Here is a 19,650-nt window from a genome sequence, read left to right as displayed (position 1 = left end):
CAAGCCGCGACCCGAGCACGGCAGGTGCCTCACGCTCTGAAACCAAGGCCTCTACCTGCGGGAACGGTCCTCGTCGACGAATTGGACCGAGAAATGATCACCAAGAATCAAGCCGTGGATTCAGGCTGAGGTTCCCCCTCAAGGTGCGGTCACTTCCCGGCAATGGATCTTGTTCCCTGAAGGGAGCCTTCGGGTGGCGCGAGCGTCGAATGCCCGCTCGCGCCTTCGGGGGCCGTCAGGCGTGGTGAACGGTGCTGACCACCTGGCTCCTGGTGGTGGCGGCGCCGGCCTGGGTCCTGATGAGGCGCCCTTGGACGTCCGGCACGGCCTCCGCCGTCCGCCGCCCCATCGCGAACCCTGGCGCGGCTCGACCTTCGCCCCGAGCACCGGCTCGTGTGCCGGCCTGGCCGGCTCGGCCACGGTCTCCCTGGCATGCCGGACGTCGGCCGGGCGGATCCCGCCACGGATCCCTCCTCAGGGAAGATCGTCAAGCCCCGAACTCCGGGCGGAACGCGGCTCGCGCGCATAATCGGCCGCACGAAACAACCCCTAATACGACGAACAGAACATTTCGCACGACTTTTTGGGGGAAATGCGGCGCCGGCACCAGGGAAAGGTAATCGGCCCGATCACATGGGGCGCCCGATCCCAAGAACGATCTACCGGTGGGGGTTCCAGCTCTGTGACGTGGGTGATCGCAGAGAACCCTGCTATTGATGGGATCTGTGGGTTTTGACGGGTTGTTTGGGTTTAAGGAGGTAACTGAGAATATCTGTATGGGTACGTCTGCTTCCGTCTGGGTGCCCGCCAGAAGCGTGGGTGCCGGAGTCTGGCCGATGTATCCATGAACGGAAACGAGAGCAAATGAACACCAAGATTCGGCAGTCGTGGGCGCCGCGCCATGGGCGGCTCGCGGCACTGGCTCTGACCGGCGCGATCGCCGCCGGCGTCATGGCCCTTCCCCTGGGCATGGGGGTGGCCAACGCGAGCGCGGGCTTCCCCTCTGTCCAGGCCGGGGGTCCGCCGGCCGAGCCGGTCAAGCACGTCTCGAAGCCTAGGTACGTCCCGAGGGAGAAGCCGATCCTGCACCACCCGCGGTGGCGTCCTCCGAACATCGACGTCATCATCGACAACGACAACCGGTCCCGCAACAGGCAGCACCACCGCTTCGACCGGCGCCACGAGGAAGTCAGGCGTGACGTCGTCAAGCCGGAGCCGGTGAAGGACGACAAGGAAGACAAGATCGACAAGATCGAGCCGGAGAAGCGCGACGACGGTAACTGGTGGTGGCCGGACGGGCTGGACTGATCCCTCGTCCCGGTGAACCCGCCCGCGGCGGCACCGCGTTCGTGTCCCGGCTCGCCCGTCGAGCCGGGACACGAAGGCGATCGGGGCCGCCGGTGACGCGGCCCAGTGCTCGGCACGGCTCAGCCGGCATCGAGCACTGGGCGGCGCCGGCTCAGGCCAGGCGGGCCACCCCGTCGAGGAGCCGGTCCACGTCGGAGCGGTCGTTGTAGTGGACCAGGCCCGCGCGGACCGCCCCGCCCGTGTCGCGCAGGCCGAGCACGCCGGTCAGCTCCCAGGCGTAGTTGTGGCCGTTCCAGACGTTCACCCCCAGCTTGGCCAGGTGCTCGGCGACCTGGCGCGGGGTACGACCGGCGACGTTGAAGTAGGCGGTGGCCGTGCGCCTGGCCGGCTTGCCGTACAACGTGACGTGCGGCATCGTCTCCAGCCCCGCGACCAGCACCGCGAACAGCGACAGCTCGTGCTCCTCGGCGGCGGTCATCGAGGTCAGCAGGCGGTCGCGGCGGTTGCCCGTGCCCGGCACCATGGCGGCCAGATGATCCACGGCCGCCGTCACCCCGTCGAGGTCGGCGAACGCGGCCGTTCCCATCTCGAACCGCTCCGGCACCGTGTCCGGTGAGGAGGCCAGCTTGTCCGGCCTGATCGTCTCCAGCAGCGCGGGATCGGCGACGACCGCGCCGATGTGCGGGCCCGACCACTTGTACGCGCTGGTGGCGTAGAAGTCGGCGCCCAGCGCGCGCATGTCCACCGGGCCGTGCGGAGTGGCGTGCACGCCGTCCACGTACACCAGTGCCCCGGCCTGGTGCGCCAGCGCGGCGATGGCGGGCACGTCGGGGCGGGTGCCGAGGATGTTGCTGGCCGCCGTGACCGCGACCACCCTGGTGCGCTCGTTGATCAGGCCGGCGTACTGCTCGACCGGCAGCTCCCCGGTGACCGGGTCCACCTCGGCCCAGCGTACGGTGGCGCCGGTCTGGGTCCAGGGACGGACGTTGGCGTCGTGGTCCAGCCGGGAGACCACCACCTCGTCGCCCGGCCCCGCGATGGCCCTGGCCAGGCGGTAGGTGAGGGTGGTCATGTTCGGGCCGAGGAGCACGCCGTCCGGATGGCCGCCGACCAGGTCGGCGACGGCGGCGCGGCAGGCGGCCACGATGGCGTCGGAGCGATGGCTGGCGGGGAAGGCGCCGCCGACGTTGCCGATCCCCGTCCGGTAGGCGGTGGCGATGGCGTCGATCACGGGCCGGGGCACCTGGGTGCCGGCGGCGCCGTCGAGGTAGGCGTAACCGTCGGAGAGCGCGGGGTACGTGGCGCGTACCTCTTTAATGGGGAAAGGCATGATAGGTAGATGCTCACCTTGCGCGACCTCAACCGTGCCACGCTGGCCCGCCAGCATCTGCTCTCCCGCCACGAGGGCGACGTGGCCGACGTCGTGCACCGGCTGGGCGGGCTGCAGGCGCAGGAGCCGCGGCCCCCGTACCTGGGGATCTGGAGCCGGCTGGCGGGGTTCGAGCGCGACGACCTGCACGCGGCGCTGCACGCGCGCACGCTGGTACGGGCCACCATGTGGCGGGCCACGCTGCACCTGGTGACGGCCGCCGACTTCGCCGCGTTCCGGCCGGTGGTGCGGCCCGTGCTGGCCGCCGCCGCGCGCCGCTTCCCGGAGGTCGACTTCGACGCGGTCGTGGCCGCCGCCGACCGGCTGCTGGCGGCGGGGCCCATGACGTTCAACGAGCTGCGGCCGCGGCTGCTGGCGGAGTTCCCCGACGCGTACGACCGCGCGCTCGGCTACGCGGTACGCATGCTCACCCCGCTGGTCATGGAGCCGACCGAGGACCGATGGAGCTTCCCGCGCGAGCCGTCGTTCGGCCTGCCCGGCATCGAGCCGACACCCGCCGGCCCGGAGGCGCTGATCGAGCGGTACCTGGCCGCGTTCGGCCCCGCCACCCCCGCCGACGTGCAGACCTGGTCGGGGCTGGGCGGGCTCAGGAAGGTCATGGAGGGCATGGACCTGGAGCGGGTCGCCGACTTCGCGGGCCGGCAGCTGTTCGACCTGCCCGGCGCGCCCAGGCCGGGCGGCGACGTGCCCGCGCCCGTACGATTCCTGCCCGACTTCGACACCCTGATCCTCGGCCACGCCGACCGCACCCGGGTGCTGGCCGAGGAGTACAAGGGCCGGGTGGCCACCAAGAACCTGCGGGTGAGGGCGGTGTACCTGGTGGACGGGTTCGCGGCCGGGACGTGGCAGATCAAGCGCTCGGGGAAGAAGGCCAGGCTGCTGGTCAGCCCCTTCGCCGGCGCCGACCTCGGTGTCCTGGAGGAGGAGGGGACGCGGCTGCTGGCCTTCGCCGAACCGGATGCTGTCACCCTTTCCCTTGAAGTGGCGGACACAGTCTGATTTGTTCGGGGCGGAGGTGGGACGATGCCGCAGTTGACCGCCCTGGACGCGCAGTTCCTCCATTTCGAGACCGCCACCAACATCGCCAACATCGCCGGCCTGGCCGTGCTCGACGGCGACCTGAACCGCGCCGACCTGCAGGCCCTGCTCGAACGGCGGCTCCCGTACGTGCCCGCCCTGCGGCGCAAGCTGGCCACGGTGCCGCTGGGGCTGGACCACCCGTACTGGATGCAGGAGGACGACCTCGACCTCGACTACCACGTACGCGAGATCGGCCTGCCCCCGCCCGGCGACGACCGGCAGCTCGCCGACCAGGTCTCGCGCCTGCACTCCCGCCGGCTCGACCGCGGTCGCCCGCTGTGGGAGATCTACCTGATCCACGGGCTGTCCGACGGCCGCATGGGGCTCTACACGAAGATCCATCACGCGGCCGTGGACGGGATCGGCGGCGCCGACGTGCTGGCCGCGCTGCTCGACACCAGCCCGGAGCCCGCGCCGGCGCCGGCGGACGCGCCGGAGCGCGACTCGCCGCCGCCCGGGCCGGCCGGCATGCTGGCGCGCGGCCTGGCCAGGCTGGCGACCAACCCCGCCTACGCCGTACGGTTCGCCGCCCGCGCCATCCCGCACCTGGACGAGATCCCCGTCGTGTCCTCGATCCCGGGCGCCAACCTCGTCTCCGGGCTGGCCCGCCGCCTGGCCGGCAGCGGCCGGGCCCCGGACCTGCCGCCGCTGCCCGCCCCCAGGACGCCGTTCAGCGGCCCCCTGTCGGGACACCGCCGCTTCGCGTTCGTGTCGCTGCCGCTGGAGGAGATCAAGCAGGTGCGCAAGGCGTTCGGGGTCACCGTGAACGACGTCGTGATGGCCGTGTGCGCGGGCGCGCTGCGCAGGTGGCTGGCCGCGCACGGGGGCGTGCCGCGCCAGCCGCTGGTGGCGGGGGTGCCGTTCTCGCTGCGGGCCGCCGGGGTCGAGGGGCCCGGCAACCAGGTGGCGATCATGACGGCGCCGCTGGCCGTGCACGTCGCCGACCCCGTCTCGCGCCTGCACCACGTGCGGCACGCCATGCACCGGATCAAGGACCGCTTCTCGCTGGCGCCCGCGCGGTGGCTGCGCGAGTTCAGCGAGTCGATGCCGGCCGCGCTCATGGGGCTGGCCTCGCGCTCGGCGTTCGGGCTGGTCGGGCAGGCCGCGCCGCCGATCAACGTGATCGTCTCGAACGTGCCGGGCCCCCAGTTCCCCCTGTACGTGTGCGGCGCGCGGCTGCTCACCCACTACCCCGTCTCGGTGATCACGGACGTCAGCGGCGGCGTGAACATCACGGCCTTCTCCTACGACGGCTCGCTGGACATCGGCGTCGTGACCGACAGGGAGATGGTGCCGGACGCGTGGGAGCTGGCCGGGGACCTGCGCGCGGCCCTCGACGAGCTGCGCAATGCGGAAGGGAACTTGCCGCATTGATCCCTACGCTGGGCGCATGACCCAGACGTTGAGCCTCCGGGCGCTGAACCGCACGACCCTGGAACGCCAGCTCCTGCTGAGCCGCGCGCCCCTGACGGCCGCCCAGGCCATCGAACGGCTGGTGGCGGTGCAGGGCCAGGAGGTCGACGCCCCGTACATCGGCCTGTGGACCCGCCTGGCCTCCTTCACCCAGGACGACCTGGCCGCGCTGCTGCACGGCAAGCAGGTCGTGCGGGGCTCGCTGCTGCGCGGGACCCAGCACCTGGCGCTGGCCGACGACTACGTGTGGGTCCGGCCGCTGATGCAGGTGATCCTCAACCGGACGCGGCAGGCGGCGTTCGGGCGGGTGACGCGCGGCGTGGACGTCGGGGAGCTGGTGACCCTGGCGCGCGGGCACCTGACCGGCCGCACGCTGACCCGCCCGCAACTGCGCGACCTGCTGCTGGAGCGGTGGCCGCAGGCCGATCCGACGGCGCTGGGCTTCTCGGCGCAGGCGCTGCTGCCGATCGTGCACACGCCGCCGAACGGGCTCTGGGGGCGGGGCGGGGCGACGCCGTTCACGCTGGCGGAGGAGTGGCTGGGGCGGCCGATGGAGTGCTCGCCCCCGATCGAGCGGCTGGTGGCGCGCTATCTGGCGGCGTTCGGGCCGGCGAGCGTGATGGACGTGCAGATGTGGTCGGGCCTGACCCGGCTGCGCGCGGTCATGGAGGCGATGCCATCTCTCCGGAAATATCAGGACAGCGAGGGTCGTGTCCTCTACGACCTGCCGGACGCCCCGCTCGCCGCCGAGGACGTGCCCGCCCCCGTACGCTTCCTGCCCTGGTTCGACAACCTCGTCGTCGCCTTCGCCGACCGCACCCGCATGATGACCGCCGAGCAGCGCAAGGCGGTGTGCGTGGGCGCGGCCGTCTACCCCACCTTCCTGGTCGACGGAACTGTCGGTGGCATGTGGGACCTTAAGGACGGCGTGCTGACGGTCGAGCCCTTCCACCCGCTGCCCGACGCGGTGATGGCGGAGCTGGCCACCGAGGGGGCGCGCCTGATGGCCTTCGCCGGCGTCCAGGAAAGGGAGATCGCATGGTCACCGCCCAGGAGCTCTATGACGACCTCGTGATGGAGCATCTCGCCAGGCCCGAGGTGAGCATGGGGCGCATGTTGCACGCCGCAGGCCTGCGGGTCAACGGGAAGGTCTACGCCTTCTTCGCCCGGGATCGGGTGATCGTCAAGCTTCCCGCGGCGCGGGCGGGCGGCCTGGTGGCGGACGGCACGGCCGAGGTGGTGCAGATGGGGAGCCGGCGGATGCGGGAGTGGGTGGGGCTGCGGGTGCCGGACGAGGAGGTGTGGCGGGGGCTGCTGACGGAGGCGGCCACCTACGTGGAAGGCCTGACCCGCTGACCGCGCGGGCCGGGCGCGGGCGCTCAGCGGTCGGCGCGGACGGCGTACGCGCCGACGGCCGGCTCCAGCAGGCCGAAGACCCGCCGCGCGACCTCGGCGAGCGCGGCGGCGGTCCCGTCGTCCCGCGCGTCGTCGTCCTGCCCGTCGCCATGCGCGTCGTCGCCCAGGTCACCCCCATCGCCCGCATGGCCCGGGTTGCTCGTGTCACCCGCGTGCCCGGGGTCACCTGCGTCACCCGCGGTGCCCGCCAGCATGCGGGACTGCAGGTCGCGGAAGAGCAGCCGGTCGGCCGCGGCGAGCTGCGCGGCCACGGCCCGCGCCGTCAGGGGGTCGCCGGGCGTCTCCGTCGCGAGCTGCCGGGCGAGGGCCTCCTCGCGCTGGTCGTGCAGGTCGCGCAGGCGGGCGACCAGGGTCGGGCTGTCGGCGATCATCCGGGCGAAGACCGGCCCGGTGAAGCCGATGACCGGATCGCGCCGCTCCAGCGCCGCGAGATACTCGCGCCGCACCGCCCCCAGCGCCGACTCCCCGGCCGGGCGCCGCGCCACCGCCTGCGCCAGGCCCGCCACGAACTCCTCGTGGTGGTCGAGGGCCAGGTCCTCCTTGCGGGGGAAATAGTTGGTCACGGTCATCTTGGCCACCCGGGCGGCGGCGGCGATGTCGGCGATCGTCGTCCGGTCGAAGCCACGTTCCAGGAACAGTTGGGTAGCGTGGTCAGAGATGGCCTGCCTGGTCTCTCGCTTCTTCTGTTCCCTCAAGCCCAAGGTGTCGATGCTCATAGCCGCAGTCTTCCACAAATTTTTAGGTTCGACCTTATTTTAGGTTGACCCTCCGCTGGAGGGAACCTAAAGTTAGGCGCGACCTAAGTTTAGGCCCGCCGTCCAACCGCCCCCAAAGCGAGCGAGGAGTGTGTTTTGTCCCAAGCAGCAGAGGTTCTCGAACTGGACGACAACGTTGCCGACGGTGGCACGGCCGTCGGCGCCGATTCGGTCAAGACCTATCTCAAGGAGATCGGCCGCGTGCCGCTGCTCACCGCCGAGCAGGAGATCGAGCTGGCCAAGCGCATCGAGGCCGGGCTGTTCGCCAGAGAGCGCCTCGACACCGAGCCGGGACTGCCCGCCGGGCTACGCACCGAGCTGGAGTGGATCGCCGAGGACGGCGAGCGCGCCAAGCGCCGCATGCTGGAGGCCAACCTGCGGCTGGTGGTCTCCATCGCCAAGCGTTACACCGGGCGCGGCATGCTCTTCCTGGACCTCATCCAGGAGGGCAACATGGGCCTGATCCGGACGATCGAGAAGTTCGACTACCGGCTCGGCTACAAGTTCTCCACCTACGCCACCTGGTGGATCAAGCAGGCCATCACCAGGGCCATGGCCGACCAGGCCCGGACGATCCGCATCCCGGTGCACATGGTGGAGCTGATCAACAAGGTCGCGCGGATGCAGCGCCGCCTGCAGAGCGACCTCGGGCGCGAGCCCACCCCCGAAGAGATCGCCAAGGAGTGCGAGCTCGAAGTGGAGCGGGTCGCCGAGATCCAGGGCTACGGCCGCGAGCCGATCTCCCTGCACATGCCGCTGGGGGAGGAGGGCGACAGCGAGTTCGGCGACCTGATCGAGGACACCGAGGCCGTCTCCCCGGCCGAGGCGGTCTCGTTCACGCTGCTCCAGCAGCAGCTGCACGCCCTGCTCGACCAGCTCTCCGAGCGCGAGGCCGGGGTCATCAGCATGCGCTACGGCCTGACCGACGGCAAGCCGATGACGCTCGACGAGATCGGGCGCGTCTACGGCGTCACCCGCGAGCGGATCCGCCAGATCGAGGCCAAGACCATGTCCAAGCTCCGCCATCCGTCCCGCTCACTGGCCCTGCGCGACTACCTGAGCTGACCGCCCGCCGCCGCTTGGTTACGAGGTGCGGACTGAAAGGCTGCGCAAACGGGAACTCAAGACTGTCGCCACAGCCCTTTGGGAGGCGATGTGGCTGGCCTAGATTCCAAGGCGTGAAACGCTCTCGTTCGAGCCTCGTCCACCAAGTGACGTACGCGATCAAGAATCCCCACAAGATCCCTCCCCACGTGCGGCGGCTGGCCCGCGACACGTGGTTCAGGCTGCGTACGCGGGACCACGTCTCCTATTACCGGGCCGTCATGAGGTCCGACACCGCCCGCGACCCCGAGGGAGCCGTCGGCTCGCACAACCACCGGCGGTGGCTGGCGCTGGGCCGCATGCAGTTCGACTACCTCGTCGAGCACGGCCTGAAGCCGGAATGCCGGATGCTGGAGATCGGGTGCGGCAACCTGCGGGCGGGCCACCTGTTCATCGACTACCTGCACACCGGCAACTACTACGGCATCGACATCTCGCCCGACATCCTCATGGCCGCCCAGGACACGCTCGTCCAGCACGGGCTGGGGGAGAAGCTGCCGCACCTGACCCCCGTACGCGACCTGCGGTTCGCCTTCCTGCCCGACGAGCACTTCGACGTCGTGCACGCCCACAGCGTCTTCTCGCACTCGCCGCTGGAGGTGATCGACGAGTGCTTCGCCCACGTGGGCAGGGTGATGAAGCCGGGCGGCTGGTTCGACTTCACCTTCGACCGCACCGAGGGCAAGGAGCACCAGGTGCTGCGGGAGGACTTCTACTACCGCACCGAGACCCTCATCGCGCTGGCCGGCAAGCACGGGCTGCGGGCGGAGTTCATGGAGGACTGGGAGCGGCTGCCGCACAAGCAGTCGAAGATCCGCGTCACCAGATCGTCGTAGCAATACTCAGGTGCGGACGATCCGGGGCCGACCCTAGGGTTGGGGCACGTGAGAGACATCCGGTCACTGCCCAAGGCCCACCTGCACGTCCACCTGGAGAGCACCGTACGCCCCGGGACCGTGCGCGACCTGGGCGGCGCGCCCGAGCCCGAAGGGGTGTTCAGGACCTTCAGGGAGTTCGCCGACCAGCGGGCCCGGGTGCGTGAGCTGCTGCGCGCGCCGGAGCACTTCCGGCGGATCGCGCTGGAGTTCTGCGCGGACGAGGCGGCCCAGGGCACCCGGTACGTCGAGGTGACCTTCACCGCCGCCTCCCACGGCGAGCGCGTGGGCGACCCGGAGATGCCGCTGGAGGCGGTGCTGGACGGGCTCGCGGAGGGGCAGGCCCGCCACGGGATCGTGTGCCGGGTGCTGCTCGACCACTCCAGGCGGCGGCCGGTGGAGCGGTTGTGGCGGACGTACAAGCTGGCCGGCCGCCACGACCGGGTGATCGGGATCGGGCTGGCCGGGGACGAGAGTCACCCGCTGGCCCCGTTCGCGGAGGTGTTCGACGCGGCCCGGGACGCGGGGCTGCACCTGGTGCACCACGCGGGCGAGGCGGCCGGGGCGGCCAGCATCCGCGAGGCCCTCGACGTGGGGCACACCGAGCGGCTCGGCCACGGCATCCGGGTGCTCGACGACGAGACGCTGGTGGCGGAGGTGCGCGAGCGCGGCATCCCGCTGGAGGTCTGCCCCACCTCGAACGTCCTGCTCGGGCTCGTGCCGTCGCTCGCCGAGCACCCGCTGCCCCGGCTGCGGGCGGCCGGGCTGGCGGTCACGGTCAACACGGACGGGGAGACGGCGCTGGCGGAGGAGTACACCCGGCTGCGCGAGGTCTTCGGGTACGGGGACGGGGAGCTGGCCGCGCTGGCCAGGGCCTCGATCGACGCCTCGTTCGCCCCGGAGCCGCTCAAGGCGGAGCTCCGGGCCGGGGTGGACGCGTGGCTCGCCGCCCCGCCCACCGCCTCCCCACCGGACGCTTCGTGACCGCCGCGCCCGGCGGGGGTGTGGCGCAGGACTCCGTGGCGGGTGGTCCCCCGCCTGCCGGCGTTCTGGCTGCTTCTGGCGCGGCCGGGCGGCGGATGGGGCGGAGGGAGGATCGCATGGGGGCGATGGGCGATGGGTGACGGGCTGCCCGCGACGGTGCTGGAGGCGGTTCTGGGGCGGTCGGGTGGGTCGGTCCTGAGCTGTCGCGCCGAGCCGATCGGTGGCGGCAGCGGGGCGGCGACCGGTGCGGTGGCCAGGCTGACCGGGATCGCGCTGAGCGGGGGAGTGGAGGTGCCGTTCCGGGTCGTACGCAAGGAGTTCCGGCCCGTACGCACCGGGCGGCCCGAGTCCCCCGGACGTGGCCGCTCGCCGGCTCGGGGCGTGGCAGGCGGGCGCGGTGGTGCCGGACGTGCCCTGGCTCGGTGGCCACCAGCTCGCCCAGCGCGTGGCGGCCACCGAGTGGACGCCGGTGGACGCCGACCCGCGCATCGAGCGGCTGTGGCGACGGCGCGACGAGCTCCTCACCCGGCTCGCCCGGCTGCCGGCGGTCCTGTCGCACGGTGACTTCTCGGCCGGAAACCTGATCGCGCCAGGGTCCCCGGACGGCGCGACGGTGGTGCTGGACTGGGCCACGCTGGGAGCCGGGCCACCCGGGGCGGACCTGGCGGCACTGGCGCTCAGCACGTCCACGGACCCCGTGGAGGACTTCCTGACCGGGGCGGACGGGCGGCTGCGGCGGGCCGACGTCGAGCTGGGGTACCGTGCGACGCTCGCCCTCACCGGCGCGGGACGGGTGCACTGGATGCTGTCGCGAGGAATGCAGCTGCCCGACGGCTACGAGGAGTTCGTGGTGTCCCGGGCTCCATGACCGGATATGGCCAGCCTCCCGCCCCGCAGGCTGCCTAGACTGCCTCGCCATGACCTCCGAACAGAGCCGTGACCTGGTCAAGGGCGCCTGGCGGGCGTTCTCGACCCGGGACCGCGACGTGATCGCCTCCTTCTTCACCGAGGACGCCGAATGGCTGGCGCCCCCGGGCAACGCCACCGCCGTCGCCCTCGGCGGCTCGCACCACATGGTGGGCAGGGATGCGATCATCCACTTCCTGACCGTCGACTTCCCCCGCCTGTTCGTGGCCGACGTCTCGCTGACCTTCCGCGGCTTCTACGCCGACGGTGACGTGGTGGTCGTGGAGGAGACCATGGAGGCCACGCTCGCCGGCGGGAACGCCTACCGCAACGACTACTGCTTCGTCTTCGAGCTCCGGGACGGACGGATCCACCGGGTACGCGAGTACATGGACACCGCCAGGGGCCGCCGCATGCTGGAGGGAGCCGTGCCATAGCCGATGGTCATGGCGACAGGTCTTGGACGGCAAGCGTGGGCCGGGCACAGCATGAGGGCATGACGATCATGATGCGCGTGGCGGCGAAGGTGGTGGCGCTCGCGGCGGTGGTGGTGGCCGCGACGGCCGGCTGTTCACAGGGCCCCGGACCCGGCGCCACCCCGCCCGGTGGCACAGCCTCGAGAGCCACCTCCACGTCCCCGCCCGGGACACCTTCAGGCGGGACCGTGCCGGAGGGGCAGCGGGCGTTGGTGGAGCGGTTCGTGGGGGCGGTCAACGCCGGTGACGAGGCGGGCGTCAGGGACACCTTCGCCCCCGAGGCCCGGTTCGACAGCGTGGGGCGGATCTACCAGGGCCGGGCGGAGATCATGGACCGCTTCCTGGTCCCCGAGGTCATCCGGGCCGGTGGACGGTACACGTTGCTCGCCCTGACCCCCGGCCGGGAAGGGCGGGTCGTGGCCGAGTACGACTACGACACCGGCGGCGGCGGCCGCGAGCACTTCACCTACGACTGCGAGGTGCGCGCGGACCGCTTCGCCGACTGCGTGGGCCGTTACGTGTGAGCGATGCGGATCACCGCGGCCCCCAGCGGCTCCAGCGTGACCTCGCCCGCCACCGGCCGCCCGGTGAGCAGGTCCGTCCCCTCCCCTCCCACGGGGACGGACGCGCCCGCCTCGGCGCTGTGGTTGAGCAGGAACACGTACTCGTGCGTGGCGTCCCCCCGCACCGAGCACTCCACGTGCGCCGGAACGCCCTCGAAGCGCGAGCGCACCCCCGCCCGCGCCACCGTCTCGGTCACCACGGCGTCGAAGGCGTCCCGCTCCAGCAGGGTCGCGAAGTAGACGACCCGCCCGGCGCCGTACCGGTTCTCGACCACGGCGGCCCGCCCCTCCAGCAGCCCGTCCGCGTACGTCGCCAGCGCCGTCCCCGTCTCCAGGTGCAGGTCGTCGCGCCACCACGTCGCGGTCGCGCGCCGCCCGTCGGCGAACGACACGGCGAACTCCTCGTGCGGCCGCGCCGGCCAGTACTCGTCGATCTTCGCGCCGATGAGCCGGCGGAACGCCCCCGGGTAGCCGTCCGGGCGCACCCGGTTGTCGGCGTCCACGACGCCGGAGAAGAAGGACATGATGACCGTGCCGCCGTTCCTGGCGAACGCGTCGATCCGGGCCACCGCCTCGTCGGAGATCAGGTACGCGTTCGGCACCACCAGCACCTTGTACCCGTCCAGCGACGACCCGTGGGACACCACGTCCACGGCGTGGTGCCGCTCCCACAGCGGCGTGTAGTGCCGCATCACCGTGTCGGTGTAGCTGAAGTCGGACCGCGGCAGGCCGAAGACCTCCTCCAGCCCCCACCAGCCGTCCCAGTCGAACAGGATCGCGATCTCCGCCTGGGAGCGCGTGCCGGCCACCGGGGCGAGCAGCTTCATCTCCCGCCCGAGATCGGTGATCTCCCTGAACGTGCGCGAGTCCGGCCCCGAGTGCGGCAGCATCGCCGAGTGGAAGCGCTCCTGGCCGCCCCGGCTGGCCCGCCACTGGAAGAACATCACCGAGTCGGCCGCCCGCGAGACCGCCTGCAGCGAGCCGAGCCGCATCCGCCCCGGCTCCTTGACGATGTTGAGCGCCCACTGGCTGACCGCGCTGCTGGACTGCTCCATCAGCATCCACGGCTGCCCGCCCTTGAGCGAGCGGAACAGGTCGTAGTTGAAGGCCGCCGACACGTGGGAGTCGGCGTCGGCCGGGTTCGGGTAGATGTCGAGCGCGGCCGCGTCCTCCTCGGGCGCCCACTTCCAGTAGTCGGCGTGGCGGAAGAAGCGCATGAAGTTCGTCATGACCGGGATGTCGTCGCGGAAGGAGCGCACGATGTCCCGCTCGGCGATGTAGCACTCCAGCAGCGCGTCGGAGGTGAAGCGCTTGAAGTCGAGCCGTCGGGTCGGGTTCATCCAGTTACGCGGGATGTGCGGGACGTCGACCTGCTCCCAGTCGGTGTAGACCTGACCCCAGAACCGGGTGGTCCACGCCTCGTTCAGCGCGTCGAGGGTGCCGTACTTGCGTTGCAGCCAGCGGCGGAAGTTGACCGAGGCGGCCTCGCCGTACGACGTGGGGCCGTACTCGTTGCTGATGTGCCACATCGCCAGCGCCGGGTGGAAGGAGTAGCGCTCGGCCAGCTTGGTCGTGATGTTCGCCGCGTACTCGCGGTAGATCGGCGAGGACGGGTCGTAGTGCAGGCGGTTGCCGAAGCCGAACGGCTGCCCGTCCTCCCTGATCGGGAACACCTCGGGGTGCAGGTGCGTGAGCCAGACGGGCGGCGCCGCCGTGGGGGTGGCCAAGTTGACGCTGATGCCGTTCTCGTGGAGGAGATCCATGATCTCGTCCATCCAGCCGAACTCGTACTTGCCGGGCTCGGGCTCCAGCGAGGCCCACGCGAACACGCCCAGGCTGACGGTGTTGACGCCGGCCTCGCGCATGAGCCGGACGTCCTCCCGCCAGACGGCACGGTCCCACTGCTCGGGGTTGTAGTCCCCGCCGAAGGCGAAACCGCCCACGCGCCGCCGGAAGGCTTCCATACGTGACATTTCAGGTACTCCCGTTACTGGTGATCGTCAGGGCTCGACAGACACGGTCGTCAGGCGCCGCTCGTCGCCGGTGAACGCGTACACCGGGCCGGTCACCAGCACCGTGCGCTCCTCGACCACGTCCGCGACCGAGCGGCGCACCGACACGCCGACCTCGCCCGGCTCGACCACGCGCCGCCCGTCGCGGCCGGTGAACGACAGCAGCCGGGCCGGCACGTCGAAGGCGACCCGCGCGCTCTCGCCGGGGGCCAGCTCGACGCGGGCGTACCCGACGAGCTGCGCGAGCGGCCGGGTGACGGAGGCGATCCGGTCGGAGGCGTACACCTGCACGACCTCCGCGCCCGCCCGTTCCCCGGTGTTGCGCACCACCACCGAGCAGCGGATCGGCTCCCCGGCCCGCACCTCCGCGGCCACGGTCAGGTCCGCGTAGGCGAAGCTCGTGTAGCTCAGCCCGTGCCCGAAAGGCAGGGCGGGGGCGGGGTCGAGGTTGCTGACCGAGCCGGCCGCGCCCAGCCTCGGGTGCAGGTAGCTGTACGGCTGGCCGGCGGTGCCGCGCGGCATGCTCATCGGCAGCCGGCCCGACGGGTTGACCGCGCCGCTCAACACGCGGGCGATCGCGCCCGCGCCCTCCTCGCCCGGGAAGTACGCCTGTACGACGGCGGCGGCGTCACGGAGCAGCCCCGGCACCGCGTACGCGCGGCCGGTCATCAGCACCACCACAGTCGGCGTGCCCGTGGCCAGCACCGCCTCGGCCAGCTCCGCCTGCGCGCCCGGCAGGTCGAGGCTCTCCACGTCGCAGCCCTCGCCCGAGGTGCCCCGGCCGAACAGCCCCGACCGGTCGCCCAGCACGAGGATCGCGACGTCCGACGCGGCGGCCAGGCGGGCGGCGGCGGCGATCCCCGAGCGATCGCCGTCGTCCACCCCCGTCCCCCGCTCGGTCGCGAGCTCCGCGCCGGGCAGTTCCGCCCGCAGCGCCTCCAGCAGCGTGGGCGCGGCCAGCCCCGTCTCCACATCGGGGAAGTGCGGCAGCACATGGTTGACGAAGGAGTAGCAGCCGAACAGCGCGGCCACGTCGTCGGCGTTCGGCCCGACGACCGCGACCTTCCTGCCCGAGGCGTCGCCGAGCGGGAGCACGCCGTCGTTGGTCAGCAGCACGACCGACTCCTCGGCCAGCCGCCGCGCGACGTCGCGGGAGGCGGGATCGTCGAGGTCCACCCGGCCGTCTTCCGGACCGTTCGCGGGGCCGTTCGCGGGGCCGTCCACGGGGCCGTCCACGGGGCCGTCCACGGGGCCGTTCACGGGGCCCTCTTCCGCGCGGCCCGGCTCGGGGTCGTAGTCGTCGTCGAGCAGCCCGAGCCCGGCCTTCTGCCGCAGCACGCGGCGCAGCGCCCGGTCGATGAGCGCCTCGTCGATCCGGCCGGAGGTGACCGCCCGCGCCAGCGGCTCCAGGTAGGCCACCCCGGTCGGCAGCTCCACGTCGATGCCCGCCGTCAGGGCCTGCACGGCGGCGTCCTCGGCGTCGGTGGCCACGGCGTGCAGCGTGTGCAGGAAGGCGACGGCGAAGTAGTCGGCGACGACCGTGCCCTCGAAACCCCAGTCGTCGCGCAGGACGCGGGTCAGGTAGTGGTCGTCGGCGGCGATCGGGACGCCGTCGATCTCGGCGTAGGAGTTCATGACCGAGCCGGCGCCCGCGTCGCGCACCGCGACCTCGAACGGGAACAGCAGCGTGTCGGCCACCTCGCGGGCGCCCGCGTGCACCGGGGCGAGGTTGCGGCCGGCGCGGGAGTTGGAGTAGCCGACGAAGTGCTTCAGCGTCGCGATCACGCCCGTGGACTGCAGGCCGCGCACGTAGGCGGCGCCGATGGTGGCGACCTCGTACGGGTCCTCGGAGACGCACTCCTCCACCCGCCCCCACCGCTGGTCGCGGATCACGTCGAGCACAGGCGCCAGACCCTGGTGCACCCCCAGCGCGCGCATGCTCGCCCCGATCCGGCGGCCCATCTCCTCCACCAGGTCCGGGTCGAACGACGCACCCCACGACGGCGGCGCAGGATAGGTCGTGGCCCGCCACGCCGCCAGCCCCGTCAGGCATTCCTCGTGCACGAGGGCGGGGATGCCGAGCCGCGTGTTCTCGCGCAGCCAGCGCTGCCGCTCGGCCAGCGCCGAGCGCGCCCAGCCGGGATCGACGGGCCTGGTGCCGAAGTGGCGGGTGATCTGTCCCAGGCCGTCCCGGGCGAACGCCTCGAACTGCACGTCCTCACCCTGCATCGAGTCCTGCAGCGGCGCGACGACGCCCTCGTCGCGGTTGACGTTCAGCCACACGCCGACCAGCTGGGCGAGCTTCTCGCCGAGGGACATGTCGGCCAGCAGTTTCTCGACCCGTCGCAAGCGGCGCTCGGTGATCTCCGGCCGCTCAGCACGTGCAGGCATACACCCTCTTCATCGTTGATAGCGCTAACAAAACGGTGGTTCGCAATGCCTGGACCGACCGGAAAGTTTCTGGTTAACTTTCCGAAAGGTTACCGTGACATTGCCGAACCGTTACGCTAGGCTGCCGCTCGTAGCCATGTCAACAGTCTGGGTTAATTGCCGGCATTTCGCTGGTCGGGCCAGGTCAGAGGGCTGTCGTGTTTCAAGGTGGTTTTCCGAAAGTCGAACTCGCCGGTGTCGCCGGATGGCGGCACCACGGCAACAGGAGGTCATGTGCCTCGAGCCACGCTGGCTGACGTCGCGGCGGCGGCCGGAGTGTCGGTGCCGACCGTCTCCAAGGTCCTGAGCGGGAAGAAGCACGTCTCCGCCGCCACCAGGGACAAGGTTCTCGAAGCGGTCAGGACCTCCGGATACGAGGCCCCGCGCCCGCCCAGCAGGCCCAGGGTCGGCGTGGTCGACCTGCTCATCGACGGGCTCGGCTCCCCGTGGGCCCAGGTGCTCATCAGCGGCGCCGAGAAGGCGGCGGCGCGGTGGGGGTTCTCGCTCGTCGTGACCTCCTCCGCCCGGTCCGACTTCGACCTGCGGCGCTGGATCGGGATGGTGCGCAAGCGCAACACCGACGGCATCGTGCTGGTGCTCTCCCGGGCCGACCAGCGCGAGATCACCGCCATCGAGGAGCTCCTGCACGTGCCCCTGGTGCTGCTCGACCCGGTCGGCCAGCGCGACCCGCGCCTGTCCACGGTCGGCGCCACGAACTGGCTGGGCGGCGTCATGGCCACCACCCACCTGCTGGAGCTGGGGCACACCAGGATCGGGTTCATCGGCGGGCCGCTCGACACGCAGTGCACGCTCGACCGGTACGAGGGTTACCTCGCCGCGCACCGTACGTTCGGCATCGACTCCGACCCGGCGCTGACCCGCTACGGCGACTTCCTGGTCACGGGCGGCAAGGACCTCGGGGGCTGGCTGCTCGACCGCGACGACCCGCCCACCGCCGTCTTCGCCGGGAACGACCTGCAGGCCGCCGGCGTCTACCAGGCGGCCACGGAGCGGGGCCTGCGCGTGCCCGACGACGTGTCGGTGGTGGGGTTCGACGACTCGATGTTGTGCGACATGCTCTCGCCGCCGCTCACCACCGTCCGGCAGCCGCTCGACGACATGGCCAACGAGGCGGTCCGGCTCGTCGCCGAGGAGCTGACCCATCCGAGAGGGCCCGCGGGCACCCGCATCGAGCTCGCCACCACCCTCGTCGTCCGCGGCAGCACGACCCGCCACCGCTGACCGTGCGCGGGCCCGATTAAGTGGGCGTTTAGTGCTGTCTGATGTGGACCATGGAATCCCAGCGGTTGGGACGTGCTTCCTGGTTGCGGACCGGGCGGCGGTTCGGGATCACCCTGTCGAGAGTGCGTCCAGCCGCCATACGCCGTGGCAGTCAGGTGACTTCGCTGGTGACGGGGTCGCGGAGGACGGCTTACATGTCCATGTCGGAAGGAGGTGGCGCCGTTGATACTGGTGGTGCGGCACCACCAGATTTGTCCGTGCCGTTGCCTGCTGACGGGCCAGAATATCGCGCAACACCTCGGCGGTGATGGTGACCTGCTGATCGCCCCCCGTCGCTCGATGCCGTGAGGAACCGCTCGGACGTTAGATAGAGCTACTCTGGCGGAAGTCCCGACTTCGGGCACGTCTCGATAGTTAGCCGAATCAAATCCGGCTCATGGAAGGGCGTGGAGTATGCACAGCACAGCAGTCCATACGACTATAGGCCCCTGGCCATCTCCCTTCCGGCGGTCAAGAAGAATAATCCGAACATCAAGGTCTATGCGATAAGGGTCCTGTACTGATGGATCCGGCATAGCCCTTCCGAACCAGGTGGTGGGTGGTTCCGGGCAGCGGAGCCACTCACCACCTGGTTTCAGCCGTACCAAGCGTGAAGGATCAGGAGTTGACGATAAGACGGGTGCTCGCGACGCTGGCCACCCTGTTCTGGATGTGCTGTGGTGGCGGCTGTGCGACCTGCGCTGTTTCGCAGGGGTCGCCGGTTACCATACCGAAGCCCGATTCGCCTGCCGATGTAGTGGTCCGCGCGTATCTCGCGGCCATCGCGGCCCGTGATGCCGAAGCGGCTCGTACATTGTCGGAGCCATCCTATTACCGGCGCGTCCATGGCTGGCTGAATGATGAGGATCCGATGGACACCTGGACCAGCGTGAAGGTCTCCGAGGTCAGCGGGCCGGTCCCTGACGTGTACGGCCGTGGCGGTTATCGACAAGTGCAACGGGTCTACGTCCGTATTGAGGTGCGCCGGTGCAACGAAGACCCCCCGAACGATGATCCCCATTATCCGTACAGCTTTATGACGGGGAGGCAGTCGAATGACGCACCCTGGAAGATCATTGATTTTGGCGGGTTGGGTTGACGCGCCAGGGGTTCGCGCATGTACCGCTCCGCCCGGCACTCCCGCGCGTACCCGTGATCACCTTCACCAGGGCGTCTGCGACGATGAGCTTGGCCACGCCCGCCTGCCGGCTGTGCAGGCGCCTGGCGGCTTCCCGACGGCGGGATATGCCGGGGTATGTGGCGCTGTCCGGGCTGAAAGAGTTCCTCCGTCCCGCCCGATCACGTGAGGAAAGAGGAGCCGAACGATATGCCCCCAAGCATGCAGCAGCTACCGGCCCTGACCGCTGCTTATCGCAGTCACTATCTGGGGGCGATGTCCATGCACGGCTAAACTAAGCGAGTGTCACGCGGACAAACTCGTCCTGGTCAATTACTCCTCCACCGGGCTCGGCGTGTCCCTATGGCTCGCCCGTTCCGTCATCGGCGCTGCCGGACCACGGTCATGGTTGCACCCGAGTTTCGCAGTTCGCGGGCACATAAGCCTTGATCGTTGAGCGAAAGTGCTGGTCGGCATGGTTGTGGATAACTTCCGGAGTCCCAAAGTGTGGGCACACGACCATTCGTGATTATGCTGCGG

16 protein-coding genes and 1 pseudogene are annotated in these 19,650 nt (G+C 70.8%); 13 read left to right on the top strand and 4 right to left on the bottom strand.

The features are described from left to right. The first annotated feature begins 864 nt into the window (after nucleotides 1-864). Complete coding sequence (locus ACTWPW_RS57420) at nucleotides 865-1,308, top strand: hypothetical protein (RefSeq protein ID WP_375118088.1); 444 nt, start codon at nucleotides 865-867, stop codon at nucleotides 1,306-1,308. Nucleotides 1,309-1,459: 151 nt separating this feature from the next. On the opposite strand, the gene ACTWPW_RS57415 is transcribed toward ACTWPW_RS57420, so the two are convergent. Beyond that, the gene (locus tag ACTWPW_RS57415) at nucleotides 1,460-2,638 is read right to left on the bottom strand and encodes a cysteine desulfurase-like protein (RefSeq protein WP_375118089.1); all 1,179 of its coding nucleotides are present in this window, start codon (nucleotides 2,636-2,638) and stop codon (nucleotides 1,460-1,462) included. A gap of 9 nt (nucleotides 2,639-2,647) precedes the next feature. On the opposite strand from ACTWPW_RS57415, the gene ACTWPW_RS57410 reads away from it, so the two are divergent. Genes ACTWPW_RS57410 through ACTWPW_RS57395 form a run of 4 tightly spaced genes read left to right on the top strand, consistent with a single transcriptional unit; the run spans nucleotide 2,648 to nucleotide 6,547 of the window. Further along, nucleotides 2,648-3,697 (top strand): winged helix DNA-binding domain-containing protein, encoded by a 1,050-nt coding sequence (locus ACTWPW_RS57410; protein ID WP_443174032.1) that lies wholly within the window; start codon nucleotides 2,648-2,650, stop codon nucleotides 3,695-3,697. Between the two features lie 24 nt (nucleotides 3,698-3,721). After that, the gene (locus ACTWPW_RS57405) at nucleotides 3,722-5,152 is read left to right on the top strand and encodes a WS/DGAT/MGAT family O-acyltransferase (protein WP_375118091.1); all 1,431 of its coding nucleotides are present in this window, start codon (nucleotides 3,722-3,724) and stop codon (nucleotides 5,150-5,152) included. Between the two features lie 16 nt (nucleotides 5,153-5,168). Beyond that, nucleotides 5,169-6,266, top strand: coding sequence for a winged helix DNA-binding domain-containing protein (locus ACTWPW_RS57400; RefSeq protein WP_375118092.1), 1,098 nt, complete (start codon nucleotides 5,169-5,171; stop codon nucleotides 6,264-6,266). Continuing rightward, nucleotides 6,230-6,547, top strand: a complete 318-nt coding sequence (locus ACTWPW_RS57395) for a hypothetical protein (RefSeq protein WP_375118093.1) — start codon at nucleotides 6,230-6,232, stop codon at nucleotides 6,545-6,547. The genes ACTWPW_RS57400 and ACTWPW_RS57395 overlap by 37 nt, the downstream gene beginning before the upstream one ends. Before the next feature lie 23 nt (nucleotides 6,548-6,570). Here ACTWPW_RS57395 and ACTWPW_RS57390 read toward each other — a convergent pair whose 3' ends face one another. Then, nucleotides 6,571-7,323 (bottom strand): TetR/AcrR family transcriptional regulator, encoded by a 753-nt coding sequence (locus ACTWPW_RS57390; protein ID WP_443174031.1) that lies wholly within the window; start codon nucleotides 7,321-7,323, stop codon nucleotides 6,571-6,573. A 111-nt stretch (nucleotides 7,324-7,434) separates the two neighbouring features. Here ACTWPW_RS57390 and ACTWPW_RS57385 point away from each other — a divergent pair. The 6 genes and pseudogenes from ACTWPW_RS57385 to ACTWPW_RS57360 form a co-directional block, all read left to right on the top strand. Then, nucleotides 7,435-8,427, top strand: a pseudogene (locus ACTWPW_RS57385) (RNA polymerase sigma factor); the annotation flags it as partial. A gap of 113 nt (nucleotides 8,428-8,540) precedes the next feature. Beyond that, nucleotides 8,541-9,302: a class I SAM-dependent methyltransferase gene (locus ACTWPW_RS57380; RefSeq protein WP_375118095.1), complete on the top strand. Its 762-nt coding sequence runs from the start codon at nucleotides 8,541-8,543 to the stop codon at nucleotides 9,300-9,302. Nucleotides 9,303-9,350: 48 nt separating this feature from the next. Further along, nucleotides 9,351-10,325, top strand: coding sequence for an adenosine deaminase (gene add / locus ACTWPW_RS57375; protein ID WP_443174030.1), 975 nt, complete (start codon nucleotides 9,351-9,353; stop codon nucleotides 10,323-10,325). A gap of 358 nt (nucleotides 10,326-10,683) precedes the next feature. Beyond that, a complete protein-coding gene (locus tag ACTWPW_RS57370) occupies nucleotides 10,684-11,193 on the top strand; it encodes a phosphotransferase family protein (RefSeq protein ID WP_443174029.1) in 510 nt (169 codons plus the stop codon). Nucleotides 11,194-11,242: 49 nt separating this feature from the next. Further along, nucleotides 11,243-11,668 carry a nuclear transport factor 2 family protein gene (locus ACTWPW_RS57365; protein WP_443174028.1) on the top strand — a complete coding sequence of 142 codons (426 nt, stop codon included), beginning with the start codon at nucleotides 11,243-11,245 and terminating at the stop codon, nucleotides 11,666-11,668. A gap of 59 nt (nucleotides 11,669-11,727) precedes the next feature. Beyond that, complete coding sequence (locus tag ACTWPW_RS57360; RefSeq protein ID WP_443174027.1) at nucleotides 11,728-12,231, top strand: nuclear transport factor 2 family protein; 504 nt, start codon at nucleotides 11,728-11,730, stop codon at nucleotides 12,229-12,231. Here ACTWPW_RS57360 and ACTWPW_RS57355 read toward each other — a convergent pair. Beyond that, the gene (locus ACTWPW_RS57355; protein ID WP_443174026.1) at nucleotides 12,222-14,243 is read right to left on the bottom strand and encodes a beta-galactosidase; all 2,022 of its coding nucleotides are present in this window, start codon (nucleotides 14,241-14,243) and stop codon (nucleotides 12,222-12,224) included. The genes ACTWPW_RS57360 and ACTWPW_RS57355 overlap by 10 nt on opposite strands. Before the next feature lie 27 nt (nucleotides 14,244-14,270). Next, nucleotides 14,271-16,673, bottom strand: coding sequence for a beta-xylosidase/alpha-l-arabinosidase (locus ACTWPW_RS57350; RefSeq protein ID WP_443174025.1), 2,403 nt, complete (start codon nucleotides 16,671-16,673; stop codon nucleotides 14,271-14,273). Nucleotides 16,674-16,946: 273 nt separating this feature from the next. Between ACTWPW_RS57350 and ACTWPW_RS57345 the strand changes: the two genes are divergently transcribed. Both ACTWPW_RS57345 and ACTWPW_RS57340 read left to right on the top strand, forming a co-directional pair. After that, entirely contained in the window at nucleotides 16,947-17,954 is a 1,008-nt protein-coding gene (locus ACTWPW_RS57345; protein ID WP_375118102.1) for a LacI family DNA-binding transcriptional regulator, read from the top strand. Between the two features lie 679 nt (nucleotides 17,955-18,633). Beyond that, the gene (locus ACTWPW_RS57340; RefSeq protein ID WP_375111992.1) at nucleotides 18,634-19,092 is read left to right on the top strand and encodes a hypothetical protein; all 459 of its coding nucleotides are present in this window, start codon (nucleotides 18,634-18,636) and stop codon (nucleotides 19,090-19,092) included. The last annotated feature ends 558 nt before the right edge of the window (nucleotides 19,093-19,650 follow it).

It is taken from the genome of Nonomuraea sp. KM90, from assembly GCF_052246675.1.
Taxonomy (GTDB): Bacteria; Actinomycetota; Actinomycetes; order Streptosporangiales; family Streptosporangiaceae; genus Nonomuraea.
The sequence above is the reverse complement of the archived record's forward strand: the minus strand, read 5'-3'. Positions and strand labels throughout refer to the sequence as shown.